At 72.9% G+C, this 25,253-nt stretch carries 23 protein-coding genes; 16 read left to right on the forward strand and 7 right to left on the reverse strand.

Annotated elements, in window-relative coordinates:
* The first annotated feature begins 74 nt into the window (after nucleotides 1-74).
* On the forward strand, nucleotides 75-974 hold the full coding sequence (locus AB0J06_RS07895) for a pentapeptide repeat-containing protein (RefSeq protein ID WP_357425870.1): 900 nt from the start codon (nucleotides 75-77) through the stop codon (nucleotides 972-974).
* A gap of 151 nt (nucleotides 975-1,125) precedes the next feature.
* A complete protein-coding gene (locus AB0J06_RS07900; RefSeq protein ID WP_357425872.1) occupies nucleotides 1,126-2,607 on the forward strand; it encodes a hypothetical protein in 1,482 nt (493 codons plus the stop codon).
* Nucleotides 2,608-2,707: 100 nt separating this feature from the next.
* On the opposite strand, the gene AB0J06_RS07905 is transcribed toward AB0J06_RS07900, so the two are convergent.
* Nucleotides 2,708-3,742 carry an SAM-dependent methyltransferase gene (locus tag AB0J06_RS07905; protein WP_357425874.1) on the reverse strand — a complete coding sequence of 345 codons (1,035 nt, stop codon included), beginning with the start codon at nucleotides 3,740-3,742 and terminating at the stop codon, nucleotides 2,708-2,710.
* 71 nt (nucleotides 3,743-3,813) lie between these two features.
* Between AB0J06_RS07905 and AB0J06_RS07910 the strand changes: the two genes are divergently transcribed.
* The 3 genes from AB0J06_RS07910 (at nucleotide 3,814) to AB0J06_RS07920 (ending at nucleotide 5,912) form a co-directional block, all read left to right on the forward strand.
* Nucleotides 3,814-4,077: a DUF5522 domain-containing protein gene (locus AB0J06_RS07910; protein ID WP_357425876.1), complete on the forward strand. Its 264-nt coding sequence runs from the start codon at nucleotides 3,814-3,816 to the stop codon at nucleotides 4,075-4,077.
* Nucleotides 4,065-5,258 carry an L-2-hydroxyglutarate oxidase gene (gene lhgO, locus AB0J06_RS07915; RefSeq protein ID WP_357425878.1) on the forward strand — a complete coding sequence of 398 codons (1,194 nt, stop codon included), beginning with the start codon at nucleotides 4,065-4,067 and terminating at the stop codon, nucleotides 5,256-5,258. The genes AB0J06_RS07910 and lhgO overlap by 13 nt, the downstream gene beginning before the upstream one ends.
* Before the next feature lie 108 nt (nucleotides 5,259-5,366).
* Entirely contained in the window at nucleotides 5,367-5,912 is a 546-nt protein-coding gene (locus AB0J06_RS07920; protein ID WP_357425880.1) for a hypothetical protein, read from the forward strand.
* Between the two features lie 74 nt (nucleotides 5,913-5,986).
* On the opposite strand, the gene AB0J06_RS07925 is transcribed toward AB0J06_RS07920, so the two are convergent.
* Nucleotides 5,987-6,685 (reverse strand): metal-dependent transcriptional regulator, encoded by a 699-nt coding sequence (locus AB0J06_RS07925; RefSeq protein ID WP_357425883.1) that lies wholly within the window; start codon nucleotides 6,683-6,685, stop codon nucleotides 5,987-5,989.
* Nucleotides 6,686-6,801: 116 nt separating this feature from the next.
* Between AB0J06_RS07925 and AB0J06_RS07930 the strand changes: the two genes are divergently transcribed.
* The 3 genes from AB0J06_RS07930 (at nucleotide 6,802) to AB0J06_RS07940 (ending at nucleotide 11,471) form a co-directional block, all read left to right on the forward strand.
* The gene (locus AB0J06_RS07930) at nucleotides 6,802-7,653 is read left to right on the forward strand and encodes a sulfurtransferase (RefSeq protein ID WP_357425985.1); all 852 of its coding nucleotides are present in this window, start codon (nucleotides 6,802-6,804) and stop codon (nucleotides 7,651-7,653) included.
* Nucleotides 7,654-7,718: 65 nt separating this feature from the next.
* Nucleotides 7,719-8,900, forward strand: a complete 1,182-nt coding sequence (locus AB0J06_RS07935) for an acetoin utilization protein AcuC (RefSeq protein ID WP_357425885.1) — start codon at nucleotides 7,719-7,721, stop codon at nucleotides 8,898-8,900.
* 6 nt (nucleotides 8,901-8,906) lie between these two features.
* Complete coding sequence (locus AB0J06_RS07940) at nucleotides 8,907-11,471, forward strand: GNAT family N-acetyltransferase (protein ID WP_357425887.1); 2,565 nt, start codon at nucleotides 8,907-8,909, stop codon at nucleotides 11,469-11,471.
* A gap of 43 nt (nucleotides 11,472-11,514) precedes the next feature.
* Here AB0J06_RS07940 and sigB read toward each other — a convergent pair whose 3' ends face one another.
* A complete protein-coding gene (gene sigB, locus AB0J06_RS07945; RefSeq protein ID WP_357425889.1) occupies nucleotides 11,515-12,510 on the reverse strand; it encodes an RNA polymerase sigma factor SigB in 996 nt (331 codons plus the stop codon).
* A 278-nt stretch (nucleotides 12,511-12,788) separates the two neighbouring features.
* On the opposite strand from sigB, the gene AB0J06_RS07950 reads away from it, so the two are divergent.
* Nucleotides 12,789-13,577: a sporulation protein gene (locus tag AB0J06_RS07950; RefSeq protein ID WP_357425891.1), complete on the forward strand. Its 789-nt coding sequence runs from the start codon at nucleotides 12,789-12,791 to the stop codon at nucleotides 13,575-13,577.
* 53 nt (nucleotides 13,578-13,630) lie between these two features.
* Here the strand turns inward: AB0J06_RS07950 and dtd are convergent, their stop codons facing one another.
* Together dtd and AB0J06_RS07960 are read right to left on the reverse strand one after the other, a co-directional pair.
* Nucleotides 13,631-14,071: a D-aminoacyl-tRNA deacylase gene (gene dtd, locus AB0J06_RS07955; protein WP_357425893.1), complete on the reverse strand. Its 441-nt coding sequence runs from the start codon at nucleotides 14,069-14,071 to the stop codon at nucleotides 13,631-13,633.
* A 31-nt stretch (nucleotides 14,072-14,102) separates the two neighbouring features.
* Nucleotides 14,103-15,626 carry a methyltransferase gene (locus AB0J06_RS07960; protein WP_357425895.1) on the reverse strand — a complete coding sequence of 508 codons (1,524 nt, stop codon included), beginning with the start codon at nucleotides 15,624-15,626 and terminating at the stop codon, nucleotides 14,103-14,105.
* A gap of 246 nt (nucleotides 15,627-15,872) precedes the next feature.
* Between AB0J06_RS07960 and AB0J06_RS07965 the strand changes: the two genes are divergently transcribed.
* From AB0J06_RS07965 to AB0J06_RS07980, 4 genes are all read left to right on the forward strand, one after another.
* Complete coding sequence (locus tag AB0J06_RS07965; RefSeq protein WP_357425897.1) at nucleotides 15,873-16,730, forward strand: DUF1684 domain-containing protein; 858 nt, start codon at nucleotides 15,873-15,875, stop codon at nucleotides 16,728-16,730.
* A gap of 219 nt (nucleotides 16,731-16,949) precedes the next feature.
* Nucleotides 16,950-19,019, forward strand: a complete 2,070-nt coding sequence (locus AB0J06_RS07970) for a hypothetical protein (RefSeq protein ID WP_357425899.1) — start codon at nucleotides 16,950-16,952, stop codon at nucleotides 19,017-19,019.
* 130 nt (nucleotides 19,020-19,149) lie between these two features.
* On the forward strand, nucleotides 19,150-19,725 hold the full coding sequence (locus AB0J06_RS07975; protein ID WP_357425901.1) for an HhH-GPD-type base excision DNA repair protein: 576 nt from the start codon (nucleotides 19,150-19,152) through the stop codon (nucleotides 19,723-19,725).
* Nucleotides 19,726-19,918: 193 nt separating this feature from the next.
* Complete coding sequence (locus tag AB0J06_RS07980) at nucleotides 19,919-20,272, forward strand: DUF3099 domain-containing protein (RefSeq protein WP_357425903.1); 354 nt, start codon at nucleotides 19,919-19,921, stop codon at nucleotides 20,270-20,272.
* A 25-nt stretch (nucleotides 20,273-20,297) separates the two neighbouring features.
* On the opposite strand, the gene AB0J06_RS07985 is transcribed toward AB0J06_RS07980, so the two are convergent.
* Together AB0J06_RS07985 and AB0J06_RS07990 are read right to left on the reverse strand one after the other, a co-directional pair.
* Nucleotides 20,298-21,233, reverse strand: a complete 936-nt coding sequence (locus tag AB0J06_RS07985) for a PfkB family carbohydrate kinase (protein WP_357425905.1) — start codon at nucleotides 21,231-21,233, stop codon at nucleotides 20,298-20,300.
* Nucleotides 21,234-21,240: 7 nt separating this feature from the next.
* Complete coding sequence (locus AB0J06_RS07990; protein ID WP_357425987.1) at nucleotides 21,241-22,140, reverse strand: pseudouridine-5'-phosphate glycosidase; 900 nt, start codon at nucleotides 22,138-22,140, stop codon at nucleotides 21,241-21,243.
* Between the two features lie 130 nt (nucleotides 22,141-22,270).
* On the opposite strand from AB0J06_RS07990, the gene AB0J06_RS07995 reads away from it, so the two are divergent.
* The 3 genes from AB0J06_RS07995 to AB0J06_RS08005 all read left to right on the forward strand — a co-directional run bounded on the left by AB0J06_RS07995 (nucleotide 22,271) and on the right by AB0J06_RS08005 (nucleotide 25,140).
* Entirely contained in the window at nucleotides 22,271-22,489 is a 219-nt protein-coding gene (locus AB0J06_RS07995) for a DUF3039 domain-containing protein (RefSeq protein WP_357425907.1), read from the forward strand.
* A 36-nt stretch (nucleotides 22,490-22,525) separates the two neighbouring features.
* Nucleotides 22,526-23,248, forward strand: coding sequence for a trimeric intracellular cation channel family protein (locus AB0J06_RS08000; protein ID WP_357425909.1), 723 nt, complete (start codon nucleotides 22,526-22,528; stop codon nucleotides 23,246-23,248).
* Between the two features lie 170 nt (nucleotides 23,249-23,418).
* Entirely contained in the window at nucleotides 23,419-25,140 is a 1,722-nt protein-coding gene (locus AB0J06_RS08005; protein WP_357425911.1) for a DEAD/DEAH box helicase, read from the forward strand.
* The last annotated feature ends 113 nt before the right edge of the window (nucleotides 25,141-25,253 follow it).

Genomic DNA, 25,253 nt, shown 5'->3' on the forward strand with positions numbered 1-25,253 from the left:
CCTTAGTCCGCGACACCCGGCTCCGCGTAGCGCCGGGGGAGTGGACCGCCTACCGACCCGCGAAGGGATGGCCGATGTCCGATCGAGCCGGCGAACCCGCGAGCATTGTCGACGGGCGGGACGACCTGCGGGCAGACTGCGGCAGCTGCGCCGGGTTGTGTTGCGTTGCCCCGGCTTTCTCGGCCTCGGCCGACTTCGCAGTGGACAAGCCGGCCGGGCAGGCGTGCCCGAACCTGTTCGCGGATTTCCGCTGCGGCATCCACGACAGCGTCCGCGAGCGGGGCTTTCCGGGCTGCGCCGTGTTCGACTGCTTCGGCGCTGGTCAGCACGTCACTCAGATGACCTTCGGTGGACGGGACTGGCGACAGACCCCGACGATCGCGACGTCCATGTTCACCGTGTTCACGGTGATGCGCCAGCTCCGGGAGATGCTCTGGTATCTGATCGAGGCACTGACGCTCCTGCCGGCCGGCCCGTTGCGCGAAGAGGTCGACGGCGCCCGGGAGCGCACCGTACGACTGACCGACACTGGCGCGGACGAGCTCGCTCGCTTCGACGCCACCGCGTATCGGCAGGAGGTCGGCCTGCTGCTGGCGCGGGTCAGCGAGGTGGTGCGCGCCGAGGTCCGTGACCGTGCGCGCGACCGCAGGGGTGCCGACCTGATCGGGGCGAACCTGCGGGGGGTGGACCTGCACGGCGCCAGCCTGCGCGGCGCCTACCTGCTGGGGGCGGATCTGCGGGGCGCGGATCTGCGCAGGACGGATCTCCTCGGGGCCGATCTCCGGGCCGCCGACGTGCGGGGAACGAACCTTGGCACGACTATGTTCCTCACCCAACCCCAGCTCGAGGCGGCCAAGGGGGACGCGGCGACGACGGTCCCGCCGTCGCTTACCCGTCCCGCGCACTGGCCCGCCTCGGTCACGCGCGCCGCGCCCTCAACCGCGGCCCGGCCGCGCGGGCGACGCCGCCGCTAGCCGCTCGGCACGGGCGGCGGGCCGCCGATCGGGTCTCGTCCTCGGCGGGGCCGAACGGGATATTCCAGGCGCATTTCTGAGCACGACGGTACGGACCTCAAGGTGGGTTCTCCTTCGCCGATGGAAGGGGTAACCGGACCTTGGAGGCTCGTTGCGCATCCGTCGGCTCACCGTGGCGCTGGTTGCCGCCCCGCTGACTGTGACCCTGCTCGCCGCGTGCGCTCCGGTGCCGCGCCCAGCCGTCATCACCGCAGCCGCAGTCATCGCGCCATCGGCGGGGCTGCGTACGGCGGAGGCGGCGCCGATGTCGACGGTCGAGAGCGTCGGGCGGGCCATCGTCGCGAACGTCACCGTGCCGGCCACCGGGGTCGGCCGGGTGAGCCGGGTCGACGCGACGAGCGCCGTCGAGTGGCTGGGGACCTATCTCGCGCAGGCGCACGGCGACCCGAGATGGCTTTGCGCGACGGAGACCACGGCGAGTCCCAGCAAGCGCTACGCGACGACGGCGCTGTTGCGGCGCTTCGGCGCGAAGGACGGCGAACGAGTGCGGCGCGGGCTCGAACCGCGGCTCACGGAGAAGGCCGAGCGGGACTGCGGCGGTGTGGACTGGGTCGCGCCCGGTGTGGCGGTCGGGCCGCAGCAGTTGACGCTGGAGGGCGGGCGGGGCGGTGATGACCTGCGCGTCGTCTACCAGGGGCGGTTCGGCTATCGGCTCGTCGCGAAAGGGGGGTGGGAGCAGCCGTGGGGCGGCGACTACCGCGCCACGTACGGCCTGGTGCAGCACGGCAAGGAATGGCGGCTCAACTCGGTGCCCGCGTGGTGGCACTCGGTTGGCCCGGCCTGGCCGGACCCGCTGCCGCTGCCTGCGGCGTTTGCCGAGAAGGCCACGGCGCCGGCCCTGCCGGGCGCGGACGGGGCGAGTCTGACGGCGGTACGGGCGGCGGTTCGCGACACGCTCGCCACCCCGGCCGCGACCTGGCGCTACAGCGAAGGCGTCGAGCAGCAGGGGGCGTTGTCCACGTCTTGGGCCATCGGATCGGTGTCCTTCGCGCGGGGCGACGCGCTGATCCAGCACGAGAGCCGGGGAACGCGGCTCTACCTCGACGATGGACGTACGGATCTGACGCGGCTGAAGAAGCCGGTGACGCCGGTGCCCGGGGAGTCGATGCCGCCGTCGCCGCAGTGGCGGTCAACGGACCCGACGAAGCGGGCGTTGCTCTTGCCCAGCGTCGACGACGCGTCGCCCTTCGTCAACCTGGCGGTGGCCGGGCTCGCCGACGCCGCCGCGAACACGAGCTGCGCGCCCGGGGCGGTCGAGGTTCGCGCCGACCGGTGCTACACGGTCCGCGTGCCGGTGAGCGCGGCCGCCTACGGCGACGGAATAACGGCGCGCTTCGGCTGGGGCCATCTGGCACTGGGCCATGTCTGGATCACCATGGACCTGGGTACGGATGGGGCTGGACGCCTCGTCTACCTGCATCGGAGGCTCGCCGTGTCGAGCATGGGGCAGGAGTCGTCGCGCGTCGAGGTGACCGGCACGCTGACCGGTTTCACCGACCAGCGTCCGGTCGAGCCGCCCCGCCCCGCCGCGCAGCTGGTCGCGCGGGACGGCACGTTCTTCCACACCGACTGACGCCGCCCTGTTCGATCAGGGAAAGGCGCGTCGATCAAGGACGTATTCACACGATTGGAGATCACAAAGCGTGAATACGTCCTTGATCGACGGGGAGCGATCAGGGGCGGCGGGCGACGATCAGGTCCCGGACGATCGCCTGATCCACCCGGTGCCGGAAGTCCGCGTACCCCTCGCCCTCCACCACCTCCAGCCCCGCGTCCGCGAGTATCCCGACCAACTCCGGCCGCCGGCCGACCATGGTGTTCCAGGAGATGCCGAGGGCGCCGCCGGGCCGGATCAGCTCGGCCCAGACCGGGACCGCCTCGGCGAGCAACGCCGTCGGGGTACGGGACAACTGCCCCTGCTGGCCCCGGCTGGCGTGCTGCACCCCGTACGGCGCGTCGGTCACCACGACGTCGAAGCTGCCCGGCTTGAAGAACTCCAGGCTGCGCCGGGTGTCGGCGTGGATCACCGAGATGTCGATGACCTCCCCGGCCTGGTACTCCTCCTTCGTCGCGCCGAGCACCACGTGCAACCGGCGACCCACCTGCGACTTGTTCCGTCGGATCGCCGCGACCTCGGCCTTGTGCTTGAGCCGCTTGTTCTTCAGCCAGGTACGGATGAACGTCGAGTAGATGTCGAAGTCCTTGCCGTCGCTGTCCAGGCCGGCCGCGTCATAGCCGTACATCATGGCCTGGTTCAGCGTGGTGCCGCGCCCGCAGAGCGGGTCGATGACGCGCAGCCGCCGCTCGGTCATCTCCCGTCCGACGTCCGTCGCGAGCACGGTGGCGTTCAGCAGCAGCTTGGTGAACTGTTCGTTGGTCTTGCCGACGTACTTCTGGATGGTGAGCAGGTCGCTGTCGAACCGGTCCATCGGGCGCAGGATCAGCGGGCGCAGCAGCTCGCCCTCCCGCGCGTAGAGGGCGTAGAGGGAGGAGAGGTTCGAGAGCAGCGCGATGTCGCGCTCGTCGAGCCGGTCGGCCCGGAACGTCACGTACGGCACCCCGCCGAGCGTCTCCTCGGCGATGTCGCCGATCCGGCCGTCCAGCCCCTGCCGGTTGAAGACGGTGAGTTCGCTCATGGTCAGCCGCACCGACGTCTCGGCGTAGACCCGGTTGGCGGACGGAAGAATGAGCAGGGCGTAATCGGTCACGGCACCTGATCTTACGGATCATGCGTGCGACGCCGCCGGGCATCCGGAGCGGGCTGGGTAGGCTCTGGCCGATGAGCGCGGAGGAGGGGCGGCGCCGGCCGCTGGCGGCACGGCCGTTGAGCGAGCCGCATCCCGCCCGACTCGCCCCCGACCATCCGCGCCGGGCGGAGATCCTCGCCGCGCACGAGCGTGCGCTCGCCGCCGGGCAGAGCGGTTATCCGGACCCGCGGACCGGCCTCTTCGTCCTCACCGCCGCCTTCCTGGCCCGGCGCGGCACCTGCTGCGGCCGCGGCTGCCGGCACTGCCCGTACGTCGACGATCCATGGCCGGCGTGACCCGGTACGTCGTGGTCGGCGCCGGCATCGTGGGGCTGTCGACCGCGCGGCGGATCCTGTCGGAGCAGCCGGACGCCCAGGTCACGGTGCTGGAGAAGGAGTCCGCTCCGGCGCGGCACCAGACCGGGCACAACTCCGGCGTGATCCACGCCGGCGTCTACTACCGCCCCGGCAGCCTGAAGGCACGGCTGTGCCGCGCCGGCCGCAGCTCGATGGTGCGGTTCTGCGCCGAGAACGGGATCCCCGTGCAGGTGACCGGGAAGCTCATCGTCGCCACTGACGACGCCGAACTGCCCCGGTTGCGGGCCCTGCATGAGCGGGCGGTCGCCAACGGCCTGCGGGTGCGCATGATCACGCCGGCGGAGGCGCGCGAGCACGAGCCGCACGTGCGGTGCCGGGCCGCGCTGCACGTCGCGTCGACCGGCATCACCGACTTCGGTGAGGTCTGCCGCACGCTGGCCGCGCTCATCGGCCGGGCCGGCGGAGAGCTGCGGTTCGGCGCGCGGGTCACCGGCATCGCGGTGCGCGGCGGGGAGCAGGTGGTCCGCACCACCACCGGCGAGCTGCACGCCGATGTGCTGGTCAACTGCGCCGGACTGCACGCCGACCGGGTGGCGCGGCTGGCCGGCGTGACCCCGCCAGCGCGGATCATCCCGTTCCGCGGGGAGTACTACGAGCTCCGCCCGCAGCGGCGGGAGCTGGTCCGGGGGCTGATCTATCCGGTGCCCGATCCGCGCTTTCCGTTCCTCGGCGTGCACCTGACCCGGATGGTCGACGGCAGCGTGCACGCCGGGCCCAACGCCGTGCTCGCGCTCGCCCGCGAGGGCTATTCGTGGGGGCGGATCGACCTGCGCGACGTCGCGGACCTCGCCGCGTATCCGGGGTTGTGGCGGCTGGCGCGTCGGCATCTGGGGTACGGGCTGACCGAGGTGCGCCGTTCGCTCTCGCTGCGCCGCTTCGCGCAGAGTCTCGCCCGACTCGTGCCCGCGATCACCGAGGCGGATCTGATCCGGGCCGGAGCAGGCGTCCGCGCCCAGGCGATCGCCCCCGACGGGGCGCTCGTCGACGACTTCCTGATCGTCAACCGGGCGCGGCAGGTGCACGTGCTGAATGCGCCGTCACCAGCTGCCACCAGCGCATTCGAGATCGCGAAGCACATTGTGGCCCGATTGCCCCGATAGCCGTGCTCTCCGCGTCAACGGCGGGGTTTCGCTGCCCGCGGAGAGGCCGTACGGTGTCCGACGAACTATCCGCCGCTTTCGACTTCCGGCCGTATCGGGGAGGACACTGTGCGCACCCGGCTGTGGGCGATCGGCGTCGGATCGCTGCTGCTCACCGGCTGTGGCGCCGAGGCGGAGGCGAAGCCGCACCGCCCTGCCCCGATCGTCGACGACGTGCCGGCGTCGGCCGCCGGCGGGGCGTGCTACCTGCTCGACTTCGGGATGATCGAGCAGACGACGGGCAGCCGGTTCGAGGTCTCCGTGGCCACCCAGCAGGAGCAGACCTTCACCTGCCTGGCGCGGGGCAAGACCGAGGCCCGTCCCGACCTCGTCCTCTCCGTCACGGCCACCTCGGCCGACGCGGCGATCTTCAAGGACGAGGTGGTCCCGCGCGGTGCGCAGCAGGTGAAGGGGCTCGGAAAAGCCGCCTACCGGGTGGTCGTGCCCGCGGTCAAGGGCCAGGGGCCGGGCGTCGAGGTGGGCTGGCTGACCGGTGACGACCGTCTGATGAGCCTGCGCTACACCCTCGCGCAGGGACAGGACCAGACGTCGGCCGCGGAGCTCACCCCGAAGCTGGTCACGCTGGCGGAGCAGATCGACTACGCCGGCATGTGACCGGGCTCAACGCCCGGTGACACCTCGTGGTGAGGTCCCGGCGTGAGGTCCCGGCCGTGCGCGGTGCCCGTGTTTCAGTGCCCGGCGACGAAGACCCGCGAGGCGACCTCGCGCGGCAGCCGGATCTTGTCGCCGGAACGGTCGATCGTCACTCCGTCGCGCTCCTGCGCCACCGTCACCGTGGCCCCCGGGTCGATCCCGGCGGCGTGCAGTTGGCGCAGCACGTCGGCGTTGGTCTGCACGCTCTCGCAGATCCGGCGCACCACGACCGGCCCGGAAAGGCCGGGGAAGGCCAGATTGCGTTCGCCTTCCATGGCCGCCGCGGCTCCCTCGGAGGTGGGCAGCTCAGAGGTGCCGAGCGCCTCCAGACCGGGGATCGGGTTGCCGTAGGGGGAGCGGGTGGGGCGGTTGAGCAGCTCGTAGACCTTTTTCTCCACGGCGTCGCTCATCACGTGCTCCCACCGGCACGCCTCCTCGTGAGCCTCTTCGTACGGCATCCCGATGACGTTGACCAGCAGCAGCTCGGCGAGGCGGTGCTTGCGCATGACGGACACGGCGTGCGCGCGGCCGAGGGCGGTGAGTCGGAGGTGACGGTCGTCCTCGACGGTGAGCAGACCATCGCGCTCCATCCGCCCGACCGTCTGGCTGACCGTCGGCCCGCTCTGGTGCAGCCGCTCCGCGATGCGCGCGCGCAGCGGCGGCACACCTTCCTCTTCGAGCTCGAGGACGGTGCGCAGGTACATCTCGGTGGTGTCTACAAGGTCATGCTTCACGTTGTGCTGGCCTCCCGGTGACCGATCCTACCTTGATGCGAGGAGAGACAGCCGTCGACGAATCGCCGGAGATCTCCTTTGCGGAGGCGCGCGCAGCATGGTGTTCACTGGACTTCGTGCCCGTACCCGATGATCTGATCGTCGATGTCGCCGCCCTCGCCGCGGAGCTGCGGTCCGCGGCCCCGCCCACCCTGCTCGACGTGCGCTGGCGGCTCGCCGGCCCGCCGGGGCGGGGCGACTACGCCGCGGGGCACCTGCCCACCGCGGTCTTCATCGACCTCGACGCCGACTTGTCCGGCCCGCCGGGGCCCGGCGGCCGCCATCCGCTGCCCGACCCGGCGCGACTGCAGGCGGCGCTCCGCGCGGCCGGGGTGCGGACGGGCCACCCGGTCGTGGTCTACGACGGCGGTGACGGCCTGGCCGCGGCGCGCGTCTGGTGGACGCTGCGCTGGGCCGGGCACGACGCGGTACGGCTCCTCGACGGCGGCTACCCCGCCTGGGTCGCCGCCGGCGAAGCGGTGACGACCGAGGTGCCCACGCCGCCGACCGGCGACATCGCCGTGCGTCCCGGCGGTCTTCCCGTGCTCGACGCCGAGGGCGCGGCCCGGCTCGCCGCCGGCGAGGGGGTGCTGGTCGACGTGCGGGCGGCGCCCCGCTACCGGGGGGAGACCGAACCCATCGATCCGGTCGCCGGCCACATCCCCGGCGCGGTCAACCTGCCCATCACCGAGCAGATCGACGCCGACGGCCGGTTCCGCGGCGCGGACCAGCTGCGGTCACGGTTCGCGGAGGTCGGTGTCGACGATCGGGTACGCGTCGGCGCGTACTGCGGTTCCGGTGTCACCGCCGCGCAGGCGGTCCTGGCGCTGCACCTCGCCGGCCGCCCGGACGCCGCCCTCTATGTCGGCTCCTGGAGCGACTGGATCACCGACCCCGCCCGGCCCGTCGCCACCTACCCGCCGCGCTGACCGCGCCGAACCCGCCCGCCGCCACGGTGATCGCCGCCCCCGGGCAACCGTGCGACGATGGCGCCATGTCGGAGGGCACGGTGGTGGTGTGGGACGAGTCGCTGCTCGGGTACGACATGGGGGAGCACCCCATGGACCCGGTGCGCGTGGAGCTGACCATCGCGCTCGCCCGCGAGCTCGGCGTCCTCGACCGGCCCGGCGTGCGGGTCGTCGCCCCGACCCCCGCTGACGACGCCGCGCTCACCCGCGTGCACCGCCCGGACTACCTCGACGCGGTGCGGGCCGCCCCGCACGACCCGTTCTTCTCCGGGTACGGCCTCGGCACCCCGGACAATCCCGTCTTCGAGGGGATGCACGAGGCGAGCGCGCTGATCGCCGGCGCCTCCCTGGCGGCGGTGGAGGCGGTATGGCGCGGCGAGGCGCGGCGCGCGGTCAGCGTGGCCGGCGGGCTGCATCACGCCATGGCCGGACGGGCCGCCGGCTTCTGTGTCTACAACGACCCGGCGGTGGCCATCGCCCGCCTGCTCGACCTCGGCGCGGAGCGGGTCGCGTACGTCGACGTCGACGTGCACCACGGCGACGGCGTGCAGGAGATCTTCTACAACGAGCCCCGGGTGCTCACCGTCAGCCTGCACGAGACCCCGCTGACGCTCTTTCCGGGCACCGGCTTCCCCGAGGAGACCGGCGGCCCGGGAGCCGAGGGGACCGCGGTCAACCTGCCGCTGCCGCCCGGCACCGGCGACGCCGGTTGGCTGCGGGCCTTCCACGCGGTGGTGCCCGCCCTGCTGCGCGCGTTCCGGCCGCAGATCCTGATCACCCAGTGCGGTGCCGACAGCCACCGACTCGACCCCCTCGCCGACCTGCGGCTCTCCGTCGACGGTCAGCGCGCCACCTACCTGGCGCTGCGGTCGCTCGCCGACGAACTCTGCGACGGGCGGTGGGTGTCCACCGGCGGAGGCGGGTACGCGCTGGTGGAGGTGGTGCCGCGGGCGTGGACGCACCTGCTCGCCGCGGCGACGGGCGACCCGCTCGACCCGGCCACGCTCACCCCGCCCACCTGGCGCAAGCTCGCACAGATCCGTCGCCCCGGTCATGACGTGCCGCTGCGGATGACCGACGACGTGGACGTCTCGTTTCAACCCTGGCAGCCGGACGGGGCGGCCGACGCGACCGACCGGGCGATCATGGCCACCCGCCGCGCCGTCTTCCCGCTGCACGGGCTCGACCCACACGACCCGAGGGACTGATCACCGGTGACCAGACGGGACCGTTCCGCCGACGTCCTGCTCAGTGACGGCACGACCGTCCACTTGCGGCAGATCCGGCCGGAGGACGCGCAGGGGATCGTGGCGATGCACGCCCGCTTCTCCGAGCGCACCCGCTACCTGCGCTACTTCTCGCCGTACCCGCGCATCCCGGAACGCGACCTGCAGCACTTCGTCACCGTGGACCACCACGACCGGGAGGCGTTCGTGGTCCTCGCCGGCGACCGGATCTGCGCGGTCGGCCGCTTCGACCGGCTCGGGCCGCAGGCGACCGACGCCGAGGCGGCGTTCGTCGTCGAGGACGCGCACCAGGGGCGCGGCATCGGCTCCGTGCTGCTCGAGCATCTCGCGGCGGCCGCGCGTGACGAGGGGATCGTCCGGTTCGTCGCCGAGGTGCTCCCCGCCAACGCGCCGATGCTGCGGGTCTTCGCCGACGCCGGCTACCAGATCCGGCGGCAGTACGCCGACGGCGTGGTGCACCTCAGCTTCCCGATCGCGCCGACCGAGCAGTCCCTGGAGGTGCAGTGGCGGCGGGAACACCGCACCGAGGCCGCCTCGATCGCTCGGCTGCTGTCGCCACGTGGCGTCGCCGTGTACGGAGCGAGCGCGACCGGCCAGGGAGTCGGCGCGGCGCTCCTCGGGCACCTGCGTGACGGCGGCTTCACCGGCCAGGTCGTCCCGATCCATCCGACCGCGTCGCAGATCGCCGGCCTGCCCGCCTACCGCCGGGCCGCCGACGCCGCAGTCCCCGTCGACCTGGCGGTCGTCGCCGTCCAGCCGGACGCCGTACCCGGCGTGGTGGCCGACGCGGGCGCGGCCGGCACGCACGGCGTCGTGGTCGTCTCCGCCGGGTTCGCCGAGACGGGGGAGTCCGGCGCGGCCGCCCAGGAGGAGCTGATCCGGGCGGCGCGCGACGCCGGCATGCGTGTCGTCGGCCCCAACTGCCTGGGCATCGCCAACACCGACGAGCGGGTACGGCTGAACGCGACGCTCGCCCCGCGCCTGCCGGTCGCCGGCCGGGTCGGGTTCTTCAGCCAGTCCGGCGCCCTCGGTGTGGCGCTGCTCGCCGAGGCGGACCGGCGCGGGCTGGGCCTGTCGAGCTTCGTCTCGGCGGGTAACCGGGCCGACGTCTCCGGCAACGACCTGCTGCAGTACTGGCAGGACGATCCCGGCACGGACGTGATCCTGCTCTATCTGGAGACCTTCGGAAATCCGCGCAAATTCGCCCGGCTGGCCCGACGGATCGGACGCACCAAGCCCGTCGTCACGGTCGCCTCGCCGGTGCGGGCCGCCGGCGCGTTGCCCGGCGTGCCCGGGGTGGCCGGCCCGGACGCCGCCGGCGTGACCGCGCTCTTCGCCCGCGCCGGCGTGATCCGGGTCGATACCGTGCCCGAACTCTTCGACGTCGGAGTGCTGCTGGCCAACCAGCCGTTGCCGGCCGGCGACCGGGTCGGGATCGTCGGCAACTCCTCGGCGCTGGTGCGGCTCGCCAGCACCGCCTGCGAGGCGCAGGGGCTCACCGTCGCGGCCGGCTATCCGCGCGACGTGGGGCCGCAGTCCGGCGCGAACGAGTTCGCCGACGCGCTGGCCGAGGCCGCCATCGACGATTCCGTCGACGCGCTCGTGGTGGTCTTCGCGCCGCCGCTGCCGGGCCAGCACGTCGACGAGGACGCCGATTTCGCCTCCGCGCTGGGCAGTGTGGCGCTCGCCGGGGACAAGCCGACGGTCGCCACCTTCCTCGCCGGGCGGCTGCCGGCCGGGGTGCCGTCGTATCCGTCGGTGGAGGAAGCGGTCCGGGCGCTGGCTCGGGTGGCGGTGTACGCGGAGTGGCTCCGGCGGCCCCCGGGCGTGCTGCCGGAACTCTCCGGTGTGGACCCCGACGTGGTCCGGCTCGCGCCGGTCGACGGGGCGCCCGAGCGGCTGCTCGAGGCGTACGGCATCGAGGTCGTCCCGGCCGAGGTCGCCGACTCCGCCGAGGCCGCCGTCGCCGCGGCCCGACGGCTCGGCTACCCCGTCGCGTTGAAGGCGGCCGTGGAGGGGCTCCGGCATCGTCTCGACCTCGGCGCGGTGCGGCTGGATCTGCCGTCCGACGCGGCGGTCGAGCGGGCCTACGGCGAGATGGCGGGTGCTTTCGGCGGCGCCGTGCTCGTCCAGCCGATGGTCGAACCGGGCGTCGCGTGTGTCGTGGAGATGGTCGAGGATCCGACGTTCGGCCCGGTGGTCGGGTTCGGGCTCGGTGGGGTGGCGATGGATCTGCTGGGCGACCGGGCGTGGCGGGCGGCGCCGCTGACCGACAGTGACGCGATGGCGCTGATCGGCGAGCCGCGGGCGGCGCCGCTGCTGCACGGCTACCGGGGGGCGGGGGCGGTCGACCGGGACGCGCTGGCCGATCTGCTGCTGCGGGTGGGACGGCTGGTCGACGAGCATCCGCAGGTGCGGGCGCTGCGGCTCAATCCGGTGCTGGTCCGCTCGACGGGGCTCTCGGTGCTGCACGCAGGCGTCCACGTCGGGGCCGACGTGCCGCGCCCCGACACGGGTCCCCGCCGGTTGTGACGACGAAGGGCCCCTCACCGGAGAGGGGCCCTTCGTCGCGGTGTCAGCAGGCGTACGCCTCCAGGCGCTGCGCCCGCTCCGGGTCGCGGAGCTTGAGCAACGTCACCTTCTCGATCTGGCGGATCCGCTCGCGGGAGAGCCCGAACTCGCGCCCCACCTCGTCGAGCGTGCGCTGCCGGCCGTCGTCGAGGCCGAACCGGAGCCGGATCACCGCCTGCTCGCGCTGCGACAGCGTGGCCAGCACGATCTCCACCTCGTTGCGGAGGTGACCCTGCGACGCCGCGTCCGCCGGCTCCTGCCGCGGGTCGACGGCGGCGACGAAGTCGCCGAGCGCGCTTTCGCCGTCCTCGCCGACCGCCTGGTCGAGGCTGACCGGCTCCCGGTCGAAGGAGATCAGCTCGATCACCTGGAACTCGGGCACCCCCATCGCGGTGGCGACCTCGGCGACGGTGGGTTCGCGGCCCAGGGTGGCGGCGAGGTCGCGGCGCGCCCGCACCATCCGGTTGACCTGCTCGACCATGTGCACCGGGATGCGGATGGTGCGGGCCTGGTCGGCCATGGCGCGGGTGATGGCCTGGCGGATCCACCAGGTGGCGTAGGTGGAGAACTTGTAGCCCTTGGCGTAGTCGAACTTCTCGACGGCGCGGATCAGGCCGAGGTTGCCTTCCTGGATGAGGTCGAGGAACGCCATGCCGCGTCCGGTGTAGCGCTTGGCGATGCTCACCACCAGCCGCAGGTTGGCCTCCAGCAACTGGTCCTTCGCGGCGCGTCCCTCGGCGACCACGATCCGCAGGTCTGACCGGAGCTGCGCCGACAGCGACGCGTCGCCGTCGAGCTTTTCCTCCGCGAAGAGGCCCGCCTCGATCCGCTTGGAGAGCTCCACCTCCTGGACGGCGGTGAGCAGCTTGGTCCGGCCGATGCCGTTCAGGTACGCCCGGACGAGGTCGGCGGAGATCCCCCGCTCATCGGTGGCGTCGAGGTCGGTCACACCCTCGCGCTCGATGGCGGTGGCGGTCGGGTCGAGCTCGTTCTTCGTCATCTGCGGAACCACCTTCAGTCGCCTCCCCGCGTCGACAAGTGGCGCGTGCGCCGGCAGCCGAGTGGTGCCGGTGAGAGACAGCTTGGACGGTCGGGCGTGAAGCGGGAGTGAGGAGAACGAACAGATGGCGTGAATCAGGGAGCTCACAGCGGGGAGGTTTGACCACTTTGGTCGGATGCGTGTTTTAGGTCCCCATGTGGCGCGCGCCACTTCTTTGCCATCGCTGGTTACCGTGCCCGCCAGCGGCCATCCGAGCCGCCGGAGGAAAGGCGGGGACCGTGGTCTTCAAGCGGATGATGCAGGCGCTGGGTGTGGGCGGCCCCTCGGTCGAGACCGTGTTGGCCAACCCCGACGCGCGTCCCGGCGGACACCTGGAGGGCCAGGTGCACGTCGTCGGCGGAGACCACCCCGTGGAGATCGAGTACGTCGCGCTCGGGTTGGTCACCCGGGTCGAGGTCGAGAGCGGCGACAGCGAGTACGACACCACGCAGGAGTTCGGGCGGCAGCGGCTCACCAGTCCGTTCCGACTGGAGAGCGGAGCGCGGCACGACATCCCGTTCCGCTTCGAGGTGCCGTTCGAGACCCCGATCACCGATCTCTACGGCCAGCACCTGCGCGGGATGACGATGGGGCTCCGGACGGAGCTGGAGGTGGCCCGCGCCGTCGACAAGAGCGACCTCGACGCGGTGGCGGTGCACCCGGTCCCCGCGCAGGAGCGGATCCTGGACGCGCTGGTACGGCTCGGTTTCCGCTTCACCCGCGCCGACGTGGAACGCGGCCGCATCCACGGGGTGCAGCAGACGCTCCCGTTCTACCAGGAGATCGAGTTCTACCCGGCGCCCCAGTACGCACGGGCGATCAACCAGCTGGAGCTGACCTTCGTCGGCACCCCGCAGCAGCTCCAGGTGGTGCTCGAGATCGACAAGCGGGGCGGGCTGCTGACCGAGGGACGCGACGCGTTCGGCCGGTTCACGGTGGACTACGCGGAGGCCGAGCGGACGGACTGGACCGCGCAGCTCGACGGCTGGCTGCGCCAGTCGGTCCAGAAGCGCGGCCTCTTCCTCTGACCGCTCGGGCGGCACCGGCACCGGGGCCGGGAGGGGCGGGCGCGGATCGACGGTCAGAGGTCGAGCAGAATGGTCTGTGGGCCGACGTTGACGCTCTCGACCAGCATGTGGGTGCGGAAGCGACCGGTCCGGACCTGCGCGCCCCGGCCGCGCAGCGCCGCGACGAACTCCTGCACCAGTGGCTCCGCGACCTCCGCGGGGGCAGCCGCCCCCCAGCTCGGGCGGCGGCCCTTGCGCGCGTCGCCGTAGAGCGTGAACTGGCTCACCACCAGCAGTGGCGCGTCGAGGTCGGCGGCCGACCGCTCGCCGCCGGCGGCGTCCGGCGCGGGATAGATGCGCAGCTCGTGCACCTTGCGGGCCATCATCGCGGCGGTCTGCGCGGTGTCCGAGTGGGTCACCCCGAGCAGCACCAGCAGGCCGTCGTCGATCGCCCCGACCACCTCGCCGTCGACGGTCACGCTCGCCCGGCTGACCGTCTGCACCACCGCCCGCATGGCGGTCAGCTTCGCATGCCCGCTGCCCGCGTCAGACGGGCAGGATCACGCCCCGCTCGACGAGGTGGCCGATGATCGGTCCGGCCGCCTCGGCCAGCTCCGCCTCTGCCACGTCGTGCGCGACGGCGAGCACCGCGATCTGGTCACGCAGCGGCACCTGGCCGTCGCAGCCGCCGACGAGGGCGAGCACCAGCGGGTCGATCTCCTCGGTCCAGCGCAGCCCCTGCGGCAGGGCGAGCACCTGCCGGTCCACCGCCCAGCCCTCGTCGCCCATCGTCGCCTCCTGGCGCAGCTGCAGCCCTTCGGCGGCGCGGTAGCGGGCGGCGAGCAACGTGTCCGTGTCGCGTACCCGGAGCCAGTCCTGGCGGTCGAACCAGGCCGCCACCTGCGCGCCGAGCGGCGGCTCCACCGCCTGCCGCAGGTCCTCCACCCGGACGACCGGATCGTCGTGGCCGCTGCGGCGCAGTGTGATCAACCCGAAGCCGACCGCCTCCACCTTGTGCGCGTCGAACCAGTCCAGCCAGGCGGCCGCCCGCTGCGGATCCGCCGCCTCGCTGGCGTCGGCGAGCCAGAGGTTCACGTATCCGACCGGGTCGGAGACCTCCCGCTGGATCACCCAGGCGTCCAGGCCGGTGCCGGCGAACCAGCCCGCGACCCGGTCTCCCCAGTCCTCGCCCGCGATGTGCACCCAGTTCGCCAGGTACTGCATCACGCCGCCCTCGGTGAGCAGCCCGGGGGCCGCCGCGGCCAGTTCCGCGCACACCCCGTCGCCGGCCCGTCCCGAGTCGCGGTAGGTGTGTGTGGCGGTGCCGGGGCCGACCACGAAGGGCGGGTTGCTGACCACCAGGTCGAAGCGGCGGCCGGCCACCGGAGCGATGAGGTCGCCCTGGAGCAGCTCCCACTGCTGGCCGTTGAGCGCGGCCGTCGTGGCCGCGAAGCGCAGCGCCCGCACGGAGAGATCCGTCGCGGTCACCGAACGGGCGTGCGTGGCGAGGTGCAGCGACTGCACGCCGCAGCCGGTGCCGAGATCGAGGGCGCTGCCGACGGGGCGGCGGATGGCGGCCCCGGCGAGGGTGGTGGACGCGCCGCCGACGCCGAGCACGTGGTCGGCGGGGAGCGGTTGGCCGGAACGGGCGGTGGCGGGCACGTCGGAGAGGACCCACCAGCTCTCCCCGTACGGCTCCAGGTCGATGCCCTGCCGCAGCCCGGGGATCCCGTCCGGAGCGGCGAGGGCCCGCTCGACCAGCCCGGCGGCCCGGGCGTCCGCGAGCGGCAGCGGGGCCAGCGCCGCGGCGACCGCCTCCTCCGGCTCGGTCTGGCCGCAGACGAACAGCCGGATCAGCGTGCCGAGCCGGTCGCGCTCCTCGGTCATCCGCAGCGCCATCCGGAAGTCGTTGCGTCCGACCCCGGCGGTCGCCTCCGGGCCGAGCCGCGCCGCGATGCCGTTGGCGGTGTAGCCCGCGCTGAGCAGGGACTCCCGGAGTTGGTCGACGCCGGTCGGGGAGAGCAGGCCGGGGAACGAAGCATGCGTGTCGGGTTCAGCCACGAGTGCCATCCTGCCGGCTCCGTCGGGACCGGCGGGGGCAACCCCCGAATCCGCCCGGACTCTGCCCGAAGCCGCCCGGAACGCGCCAGGTCCGCGCTTGTCCGGGTATTTTCTCCCGCCGTCGCGGCCGCGCATCGCCACGATCACCCGCGGGTACGGCGAGCGGGTGTCATCGTACGAATTGTCGGACGACCGGCGACCGTACTCCCGCCGTGCGGCGCCGACCCTGGCGCGAGCGACGAAGGGAGCACCGTGATGACGACGATCGAACGCGACACCCTGGTCAACGAATGGGTGGCGTGGCGGGTGCAGCGCGCGGACGAGTTGCGCGAACCGCACGGATGGCTGAGCGTGACCGCGCTGCACTGGCTGACCGGGGAGTTGAGCGCGTACTGGGGGATGCCGGGGCGGTGGAACGGCCGTCCGGCCGGGGTGACGGTCAAGGCCAGCCCCGACGAGGGCCTGGTGCTGCACGGCAGGCAGGTGCTGGGAACGGTCCTCGTGGAGGTGGCGGATGGGGCGCCGCCCGCGCGGGCGACGTTCGCCGACAAGATCATCGAGATCATGCAGCGCAACGGGCGGTACGCGATCCGGCTGCGGGACCCCCGGGCGGTGAGCCGCACATGGTTCGCCGGGGTGCCGGCGTACGACCCGAGCCCGGAATGGATCGTCGAGGGGTGGTTCCAGCGCTACGACCAGCCCCGCACGGTCGTGCTCGGCTCGGTGATCGACGGGCTGACCCATCGGCAGCGCGCGTGTGGAGTGGTGCGCTTCAACGCGCGTGGTGAGGACCATGCGCTGACCGCGTTCGGCCGGGCCGACGGCGGCCTGTGGTTGCCGTTCCGGGACGCGACGAGCGGGGTGACGACGTACGCGGCGGCGCGTTCCCTCTCCGTCGGTCAGCCGGCGGAGGACGGGCGGCTGATCCTCGACTTCAACCGGGCGACGAACCCGCCGTGCGCGTTCATCCGCTTCGCGACCTGTGCGTTGCCGCCCCCGGAGAACACGCTGGCGCTCGCGGTGGAAGCCGGCGAGAAGTCGCCGCAGCAGGTGGTCGGCGGGACCGCGGAGACGGTGACGCGGGAGACTGCCGCCGGCCGGCACCGCCGCTGACCGCTCGTGCCTCCCCGGCCAGGTCGCCTAGGGACTGCCCCCCTGGCGCAGCCGACGCTCGGCTGGGTGGTCCGTGCGGGTACGACCAACGTGCTGCGCCACAGCGAGGCGACCACCTGGGCGATCTCGCTGCCGTACGGCCGTGGGGAGGTTTAGGTGGCGACGCCGGTGGCACTTCGCAGGTGGCGGCGAGGACGAGGAGCGGGCGGGGGAGACGGCATGATCGAGCCCATCAGCCCCGAGCCGGTGCGGACGTGGGAGGCCGGGTACACGCCCGCGTATGTTTCCAACGGCCTCGTCGGGCTGCGCGTCTGCCCCGTGCCCCTGCTGGCCGGCGTGGCCACCGTCAACGGATTCGTCGGGATGGAGCCGCACACCGGCGTGGAGGGCTACGCCCAGGCCCCCTACCCGCTCGCCGGCAACCTGCGGATCGGTGACGCGTCGCTGGCGCAGTCCCCGGATCGGGCGGTGCTGCGCGAGCAGCGCTACGACTTCTCCTGCGGCGAGCTGCACACCATCTTCGACTTCCACGGCGACGGGGCGCGCGCCGAGGTGAGGAGCGTCATCTTCTGCAGCCGCACCCGCCCCACCATCGCCGTGCAGGAGCTCGAGCTCCGGGTGGACCGGGACTGCGAACTGGAGCTCGCGGTCGGACTGGAGCCGGAGGGCACCCTCGGCAAGTGGCTTGAGCCGCCGCGCTGTCCACCCGACCACGCCGCCGCCGTCGACTGCGTGACGATGTGGGGCAGCCACGGAGACATGGGTTCCCTCGGGCTCGCCTACGGCACCGATTTCAGCGGCACGGACCAGGTGCGCCGCAGACTGAGCGAGCGGGCGGGGGGCGCCTCGTTCACCACGTACTCGTGGCGGGCGCAGGCGGGGGCGCGCTACCGCCTGCGCCATTTCACCAGCATGGTCTCCGACGCGTTCCATGAGCGTCCGATCCACGAGGCGGCCCGGCTGCTCACCGCCGCGGTCACGCGCGGCTGCGACGCGCTGCGGGTCGACAACCGCGAGGCCTGGACGGAGCTGTGGCGGGGGCGGCCGACTCTGATCGGCGCTCCGCCGCGCTGGCAACTGATGGTCGACGCCGCCTACTTCTACCTGCACAGCTCCGTGCACCGTTCGTCGCCGAGCAGCACGGCCCTGTTCGGGCTCTCCTCCTGGCCCGACTACCACTACTACCGCGGCCATGTCATGTGGGACGTTCCCGTGTTCGCCGTGCCGACCCTGCTGTTCACCTACCCCGAGGCCGCCCGCTCCGTCATGACCTACCGCCACTCCCGCCTCTCCGGCGCCACGGCCAACGCCGACGCCCGCGGCTACACGGGGGCCCAGTACCCGTGGGAGAGCAGTCCGCGGTGGGGCCAGGAGGCCGCTCCGGTGGAGGTGCCGCATTCGTACACCGAAGAGCACGTCAGCATGGATGTCGCGCTCGAGTTCGCCAACTACGTGCACGCGACCGGTGACTGGGGGTTCGCCGCCGACTACGCCTGGCCGGTGATGTCATCGGTCGCCCGATGGCTGGAGAGCAGAGTCGAGCGCACGGAGCACGGCTACGAGCTCCGCGGGGTCACCGGCATCGCGGAGACGCAGCACACGGTCAACAACAACGCGTTCGTCAACTACTCCGCGGCGCTCGCCCTGCGGAAGACGGCGGCGCTCGGCCGCGCGGTCGGCAAGACGGTCGACGAGCACTGGGAGACGATCGCCAACGGCCTCGTGTTCCCCATCAATCCGGAAACCGGGGTCATCCACAACCACGACAACCACGATCCGTTCGAGGAGAAGGGTGAGACGCCGGAAGGCGCCGCCGTGCTCTTTCCGCTCGGGTACCCGATCGATCCGGAAACCGAGCGTCAGACGCTGGAATTCCACCTGCGCTCGGCCGACCGGTACGTGGGATCGCCGATGCTCTCGCCGATGCTCGGCGTCTACGCGGCGTGGCTCGGCGACCGCGACCGGGCCTTCGACCTGTTCGAGCGGGGTTACGCCGAGTTCGTCGTCGCGCCCTTCGACATGCCGACCGAATTCAGCCCGGCGCGGCACCCCGAGAAACCCCGCGCGGTCCCCTTCACCGCCAACCTGGGCGGCCTGCTGGCGTCCTGCCTCTACGGGCTCACCGGCCTGAAATTGAACGACGGCGACCCGACCACGTGGTGCGAACGGCCCATCATGATGCCGTGCGCCGGCGAGGTCATCCACGTCGAACGGCTCTGGGTCCGCGGACGGCCCGCCTCACTCACCGCCACCGACGGCGCCGACCGCGCCGAGCTCGTCTACCACTAGCGCGTCCCGGCGTTCCGACGCCCGCGTGCCGGCCCGGTGCCCACGAAGATCCACGCCGGCATCCGCCCGGTGCCGGCGCACCGTACGGGGTGCCGCGCGGTCGGGGGGAACGACAGGCAGGATGGAGGCCATGACGCTCTCCCTGCCCATCGAAGCCGAGGCCAACGCGCTGCTCGGACGCCATCCGCTGTCGCTGTTGATCGGGATGGTGCTGGACCAGCAGATTCCGCTCGAGAAGGCGTTCTCCTCGCCGTACCACCTCGCGCAGCGGCTCGGTCACGAGCCGGACGCGCACGAGCTCGCCAACTGCGACCCGGAGGCGCTCACCGCGATCTTCAGTGAGCGGCCGGCGCTGCACCGCTTCCCGCGGTCGATGGCGGCGCGGGTGCAGGAGGTCTGCCGGATGCTGGTGGAGCGCTACGACGGGGAGGCGAGCCGGCTCTGGTCGGAGGCGGAGAACGGCAAGGAGCTGGTGAAGCGCATCAGTGAGCTGCCGGGCTTCGGCAAGCAGAAGTCGCAGATCTTCGCCGCGCTGCTGGGCAAGCAGTTCGGCGTGCGGCCATCGGGGTGGCAGGAGGCCGCCGGTGTGTACGGCGAGCCGGGAGCGTACCGGTCGGTGGCCGACATCACGGATCAGGATTCGCTGGTCAAGGTCCGCACGTACAAGCAGCAGATGAAGGCGGCCGCGAAGGCGTCGGAGAGCTGACTCAGGCCGCCGTGGGGCGTTGAGCCAGTGCGCCGAGGGCGCGTCGGACGTCCGCCAGGGAGACGGTCGCGGCCCTCGTGAAACTGCCTGATCGCGTCGTCTCGAACGCGGCGGGACCGGAAACGATTTCACGGCTGATCTGGGTGTTCCGTCGGGGGAGTGCGAGGATGGACGGCAGCCGAGGAGGACCGTCGTGAAGCGACAGGCACACCAGCCGACCCTGATCACCGACGCCGCCCGCAGCCAGGACGAGCAGCTGCGCAGTCGTCAGGTGCGCTACATCGTGATGATGTCGATCCGGGCGGCCTGCCTGATCGTGGGGGCGATCCTGGTCTCCGTCAACGCGCCCCTGCTCTGGCTCTGGCTCCCGCTCTGCGCGGTCGGGATGATCCTGATCCCGTGGCTGGCGGTCATGCTCGCCAACGACGGGCCGCCCAAGGAGAAGCACCGGCTGTCCCGGACGCACCGGCAGGGCGCCGCCCCCATGGCGCTGCCCAGCCAGCCCACCGGCCGTGCGCCGGGTCGCACCATCGACCCGGAGCCGTGAGACGCGCGGTCCCGACCCGAAGCGGCTAGCGGGGCGTGGGGCGCGCGCCCATGGTCGAGACCGCGACCGCGCCGAGTTCCCCGGCCCGCCGCAGCGCCTCCACCGGCTCCGCGCCGGCGATCCAGGCCGCCAGCAGGCCGGCCGCGAAGGCGTCTCCCGCGCCGGTCGCGTCGACCACCGGCACCCGCCGCGCCGGCAACTCGGTCACCACGCCGGTCGGCTCGGCCCAGACCGCCCCGTCGCCGGCCCGCTTCACCACCACGTGCCGGGCCACCCCGCGTAGCGCGCGGGCCCGCCGCACGGCCGCGCTGGGCCCGTCGGCGAGGAGCGCGGTGCCGGTCAGTGCGGCCGCCTCGTCGGTGTTGGCGATCAGGAGGTCGACTCCCCGTACCCATTGCAGGAACGTGGCGGCCCCGACCTGCCGCAGCGGCTCCGCCGAGGCCGCGTCGACGCTGGTGGTGAGTCCGTGCCGGCGGGCGGCGGCGAGCGCGTGCCGCCCGGCGGCCCGGGACGCCCGGTCCAGCAGCGTGTAGCCGGAGAGGTGCAGGTGGGCGGCGTCCGGCGTGGCGGCGAGCGCGCGGTCCACGTCCGCCGGCTCCAGTTTCAGGTTCGCGCCGCGGTCCGTGATCATGGACCGGTCGCCGTCGTGGGCGAGCACGATCACCGTCCCGGTCGGCGCGTCCGGGCAGCGGCGCACGGCGCAGTCCACGCCCGCGTCGGTCAACTCGGCGATCCGCGCCTGCCCCGCCTCGTCCGCGCCGATCGCCGCGACGAGCGTCACCTCACGGCCCTGCCAGCCGAGCCACGCCGCCGTGTTGGCGGCTTGGCCGCCGCCGGTCAGCCGGACGTCGGCGCGGGTGTCGGAGCCGGGCGAGAGCGTCCCGGCGAGCACGGCGAGGACGTCGGTGACCACGTCACCGACGACCACGATCCGCTGCCGGGGCGGCTCCTCCTCGTGCATCGCGCGGTCAGGCCGCGGCGGCGACGGCGATCCGTCCGGCCAGCTCCGCGTTGCGCAGGATGATCCGGACGTTCACCGCGAGGCTGCGGCCCTCGGTCGCCGAGTGGAAGTGGGCGAGCAGGAACGGCGTCACAGCCTTGCCCGTCACGCCATCCCGAGCCAGCATCGCCAGCCCGTCGGCGAGCGTCCGGTCGTGCAGCGCCGGGTCGAGCTGCTCGTCGGCCGGGAGGGGGTTCGCCACCACCAGGCCGCCGCGGAGCACGCCCTGCTCCCGCCGTGCGCGCAGCGCGGTCGCCACCTGTTCGGGCGAGTCGAGGGACCAGTCGAGGTCGAAGCCGCCGTCGGTGATGAAGAAGCCCGGGAAGCGGCGGGTGCGGTAGCCCACCACCGCCACCCCGAGGGTCTCCAGCCGCTCCAGCGTGGCGCCCACGTCGAGGATCGACTTCACGCCGGCGCACACGACCGCGATCGGCGTCCGGGCCAGGGTGATCAGGTCCGCGGACTCGTCGAAGCTCTGCGCCGCCTCCCGGTGCACCCCGCCGAGCCCGCCGGTGGCGAACACGCCGATCCCGGCGGCGGCGGCGACGGCGCTGGTCGCCGCGACGGTGGTCGCGCCGTCGACGCCGGCGGCAGCCGCGACGGCGAGGTCGCGGACGGAGAGTTTGGCCACCCCGTCGGCGGAGGCGAGCCGGGTGAGTTCGGTGTCGTCGAGACCGACGATGAGACGTCCACCGACCATGCCGATGGTCGCGGGCACCGCGCCGGTCGCGCGGACCGCCGCCTCGATCTCGCGGGCGACGCGCAGGTTGTCGGGACGGGGCAGTCCGTGCGACACGATGGTGCTTTCCAGCGCGACGATCGGCCGCCCGTCGCGGCGGGCGTCGGCGACCTCGGCGCCGTACTGGATGCGGTGGTCGGCGGCGGCCGGCAGGGGGGACTCGTTCACGATCATTACCGTACGGGTTCGCGCCGACCCGTCCTGCGGTGGACCACCGTCGGTGAAGCTGCCAGACTGGAAGGCTGGAGGTGTTACCGACGTGAGCACAGAGGTCCTGGAGCGTCCGGAGCTGAAGGACGCCGATACCGGTCCAGAGATGTTCCACTACGTCCGCAAAGAGAAGATCGCCGAGAGCGCGGTCATGGGGAATTACGTCGTCGCCCTCTGCGGCGAGCAGTTCCCCGTCACCAAGGCGGCCAAGCCGGGCTCGCCGGTCTGCCCGGCCTGCAAGGAGATCTACGAGTCCATGCGCGGCTGAGCCTCTGCCCCGCGCCGCGGCGCGTAGCCTGCGGCGGTGAGCACCTCCACCGCCCTGCTGACCGCTGATCTGGTCGGGGTTGCCGTCTTCGCGGCCTCCGGCGCGTCCGCCGCGGTGGTCAAACGGCTCGACCTGTTCGGCGTCGTCTTCGTCGGCTTCGTCGCGGCGCTCGGCGGCGGGATCCTGCGCGATCTCGTCATCGGGGAGGTGCCGCCGTTGGCCTTCGCCGACTGGCGTTACGCCGCCGCCGCCGCGCTCGCGTCGACCGCCGTCTTCTGGCTGCACCCGCAGCTGGCCCGGCTGCGCCGTACCGTGCTCGTACTCGACGCCGCCGGTCTCGGCCTCTTCACCGTCACCGGGACGCTCAAGGCGCTCGGCGCCGGCGTGCCCCCGCTCGGCACCTGCGTCATCGGCATGCTCACCGCGATCGGCGGTGGGCTCGGCCGGGACCTGCTCACCGGCGAGATCCCGGTCGTGCTGCGTCGCGAGATCTACGCGGTGGCCGCGCTCGCCGGCTCGGTCGCGGTGGTCGCGCTGGAATTCACCGGGTACGCCGGGCCGGTGTCGTTGGCGGCCGCCGTGCTGCTCGTCTTCGGGGTGCGGGTGGTCGCCCTGCAACGGAAGTGGTCGGCGCCGGTCGCGATGGAGCGGGGGCTGCGCCGCCGACTGACCGAGGACCGTGCCCACGAGGGCGGCTCGTCCGGGGGTTATCGCCGCGGCGACGACGGTGCGACCGGTCCCGGAGCGGGCCAGGTGTGAGCAGGCGCTCGCGCGGTGTTGCGGGGGTCCGACGGTCCGGCGCGGCTATGCTGAGACGGCCTTCGCGCGCCATCGGTCGCGGGGGCGTTTTCATGGGCTGCGGCTGACCGTCCCGCGTCGTCGTTGAGCAGAATGTCCGCCCCCGTGGTGGTCGGAAGGAGCGTCTCGGTTTGGGTGCCCAACTGCCGGCAATCGACACCTTCCCGCCGCTGCGCGCCTGGCAGCGCAAGGCGCTGGTCGAATACCTGCGGCGGCGCTCCGAGGATTTCATGGCGGTCGCGACCCCCGGCGCGGGTAAGACCACGTTCGCCCTGCGCATCGCCGCCGAGCTGCTCGCCGACGGCACCGTCGAGGCGCTCACCGTGGTCGCACCGACCGAGCACCTGAAGACCCAGTGGGCCCAGGCCGCGGCGCGGATCGGCATCCAGCTCGACTCGGGCTTCCGCAACGCCGACGTGCACTCCTCGGCCGACTTCCACGGCGCCGTCGTCACCTACGCCCAGGTCGGCGTGGCCCCGCAGGTGCACCGTCGGCGCACGATGACGCGGCGCACCATGGTCATCCTCGACGAGGTGCACCACGCCGGTGACTCCCGCTCGTGGGGGGACGGCGTCAAGGCCGCGTTCGAGCCGGCCGTGCGCCGGCTGATGCTCACCGGTACGCCGTTCCGCTCCGACGACAATCCCATCCCGTTCGTCACGTACGAGCGCGGCGGCGACGGGCTGCAGCGCTCCCGCGCCGACTCGATCTACGGGTACGCCGACGCGCTACGCGAGGGCGTCGTCCGTCCCGTCATCTTCCTCGCCTACTCCGGCGAGACCCGTTGGCGCACCAGCGCCGGCGACGAGCTCGCCGCCCGGTTGGGTGAGCCGATGACGCAGGACGTCGTCGCGCAGGCCTGGCGTACCGCCCTCGACCCCGCCGGCGACTGGATGCCGCAGGTGTTGCGCGCGGCGGACGCCCGGCTGCAGCACCTGCGCACGGGCGGCATGGCCGACGCCGGGGGCCTGATCATCGCCACCGACCAGCAGGCGGCGCGGGCGTACGGCCGGCTCGTCGAGCGGATCACCGGGGAGAAGGCCGTGGTGGTCCTCTCCGACGATGACGGCGCCTCCGCGCGGATCGCCGAATTCGCCGCCTCCAACCAGCGTTGGCTCGTTGCGGTCCGGATGGTTTCCGAAGGGGTCGACATCCCGCGCCTGGCGGTCGGCGTCTACGCGACGAGCGCCTCCACGCCCCTCTACTTCGCGCAGGCGATCGGGCGTTTCGTCCGGGCCCGGCGGCCGGGGGAGACCGCGACGGTCTTCGTGCCGAGCGTGCCCCACCTGCTCGGTCTCGCCAGCGAGATGGAGGCGGAGCGGGACCACGTGCTCGGCGCGCCGAAGCAGCGCGACGGCTTCGACGACGACCTGCTGGAGCGGGCGCAGCGCAACGAGAAGGCCAGCGGCGAGCTGGAGAAGCGTTTCGAGGCGCTCTCCGCCACGGCCGAACTCGACCAGGTGATCTTCGACGGCGCGACCTTCGGCACGGCCGCGCAGTCGGGCACGCCCGAGGAGGAGGAGTATCTCGGGTTGCCGGGGCTGCTCACCGCCGACCAGGTTGCCGTCCTGCTCAACAAGCGTCAGGCCGAGCAGTTGGCCGCTCAGCGCCGCCGTCGCAGCGAAACGCCGACGTCCGCCCCGACGCAGCCGGCCGGCCCACGTACGGCGGCAGAGCGCCGTATCGTGCTGCGCCGTCAGCTCAACGCGCTGGTGGCGGCGCACCACCACCGCACCGGCCTGCCGCACGGAAAGATCCACGCGGAGCTGCGCCGGCTGTGTGGTGGTCCGCCGAGCGCCCAGGCCACGATCGAGCAGCTCGAAGAACGTATCGCGACCGTTCAGACGTTCTGACCGTCCCCCGCCCCGCCCGACCGCGCCGCCGGCGACCGCCCTCGCTCCGGGCGTTCGGTGCGGCAACGACGAAGCCGGCCGGCGGCGTCCCCCGCAGGGGAACGCCGCCGGCC

Origin of the sequence: Micromonospora sp. NPDC049679, assembly GCF_040659735.1 — a bacterium.
In the GTDB taxonomy this organism is placed as follows: domain Bacteria; phylum Actinomycetota; class Actinomycetes; order Mycobacteriales; family Micromonosporaceae; genus Micromonospora_I.

Bases quoted from the DNA above. Each gene is read 5' to 3' on its own strand.
- AB0J06_RS07895 (WP_357425870.1), top strand. From the start codon at position 75: ATGTCCGATCGAGCCGGCGAACCCGCGAGCATTGTCGACGGGCGGGAC.
- AB0J06_RS07910 (WP_357425876.1), top strand. From the start codon at position 3,814: ATGAGCGCGGAGGAGGGGCGGCGCCGGCCGCTGGCGGCACGGCCGTTG.
- lhgO (WP_357425878.1), top strand. From the start codon at position 4,065: ATGGCCGGCGTGACCCGGTACGTCGTGGTCGGCGCCGGCATCGTGGGG.
- AB0J06_RS07935 (WP_357425885.1), top strand. From the start codon at position 7,719: ATGTCGGAGGGCACGGTGGTGGTGTGGGACGAGTCGCTGCTCGGGTAC.
- sigB (WP_357425889.1), bottom strand. From the start codon at position 12,510: ATGACGAAGAACGAGCTCGACCCGACCGCCACCGCCATCGAGCGCGAG.
- dtd (WP_357425893.1), bottom strand. From the start codon at position 14,071: ATGCGGGCGGTGGTGCAGACGGTCAGCCGGGCGAGCGTGACCGTCGAC.
- AB0J06_RS07960 (WP_357425895.1), bottom strand. From the start codon at position 15,626: ATGGCACTCGTGGCTGAACCCGACACGCATGCTTCGTTCCCCGGCCTG.
- AB0J06_RS07965 (WP_357425897.1), top strand. From the start codon at position 15,873: ATGACGACGATCGAACGCGACACCCTGGTCAACGAATGGGTGGCGTGG.
- AB0J06_RS07970 (WP_357425899.1), top strand. From the start codon at position 16,950: ATGATCGAGCCCATCAGCCCCGAGCCGGTGCGGACGTGGGAGGCCGGG.
- AB0J06_RS07975 (WP_357425901.1), top strand. From the start codon at position 19,150: ATGACGCTCTCCCTGCCCATCGAAGCCGAGGCCAACGCGCTGCTCGGA.
- AB0J06_RS07985 (WP_357425905.1), bottom strand. From the start codon at position 21,233: ATGCACGAGGAGGAGCCGCCCCGGCAGCGGATCGTGGTCGTCGGTGAC.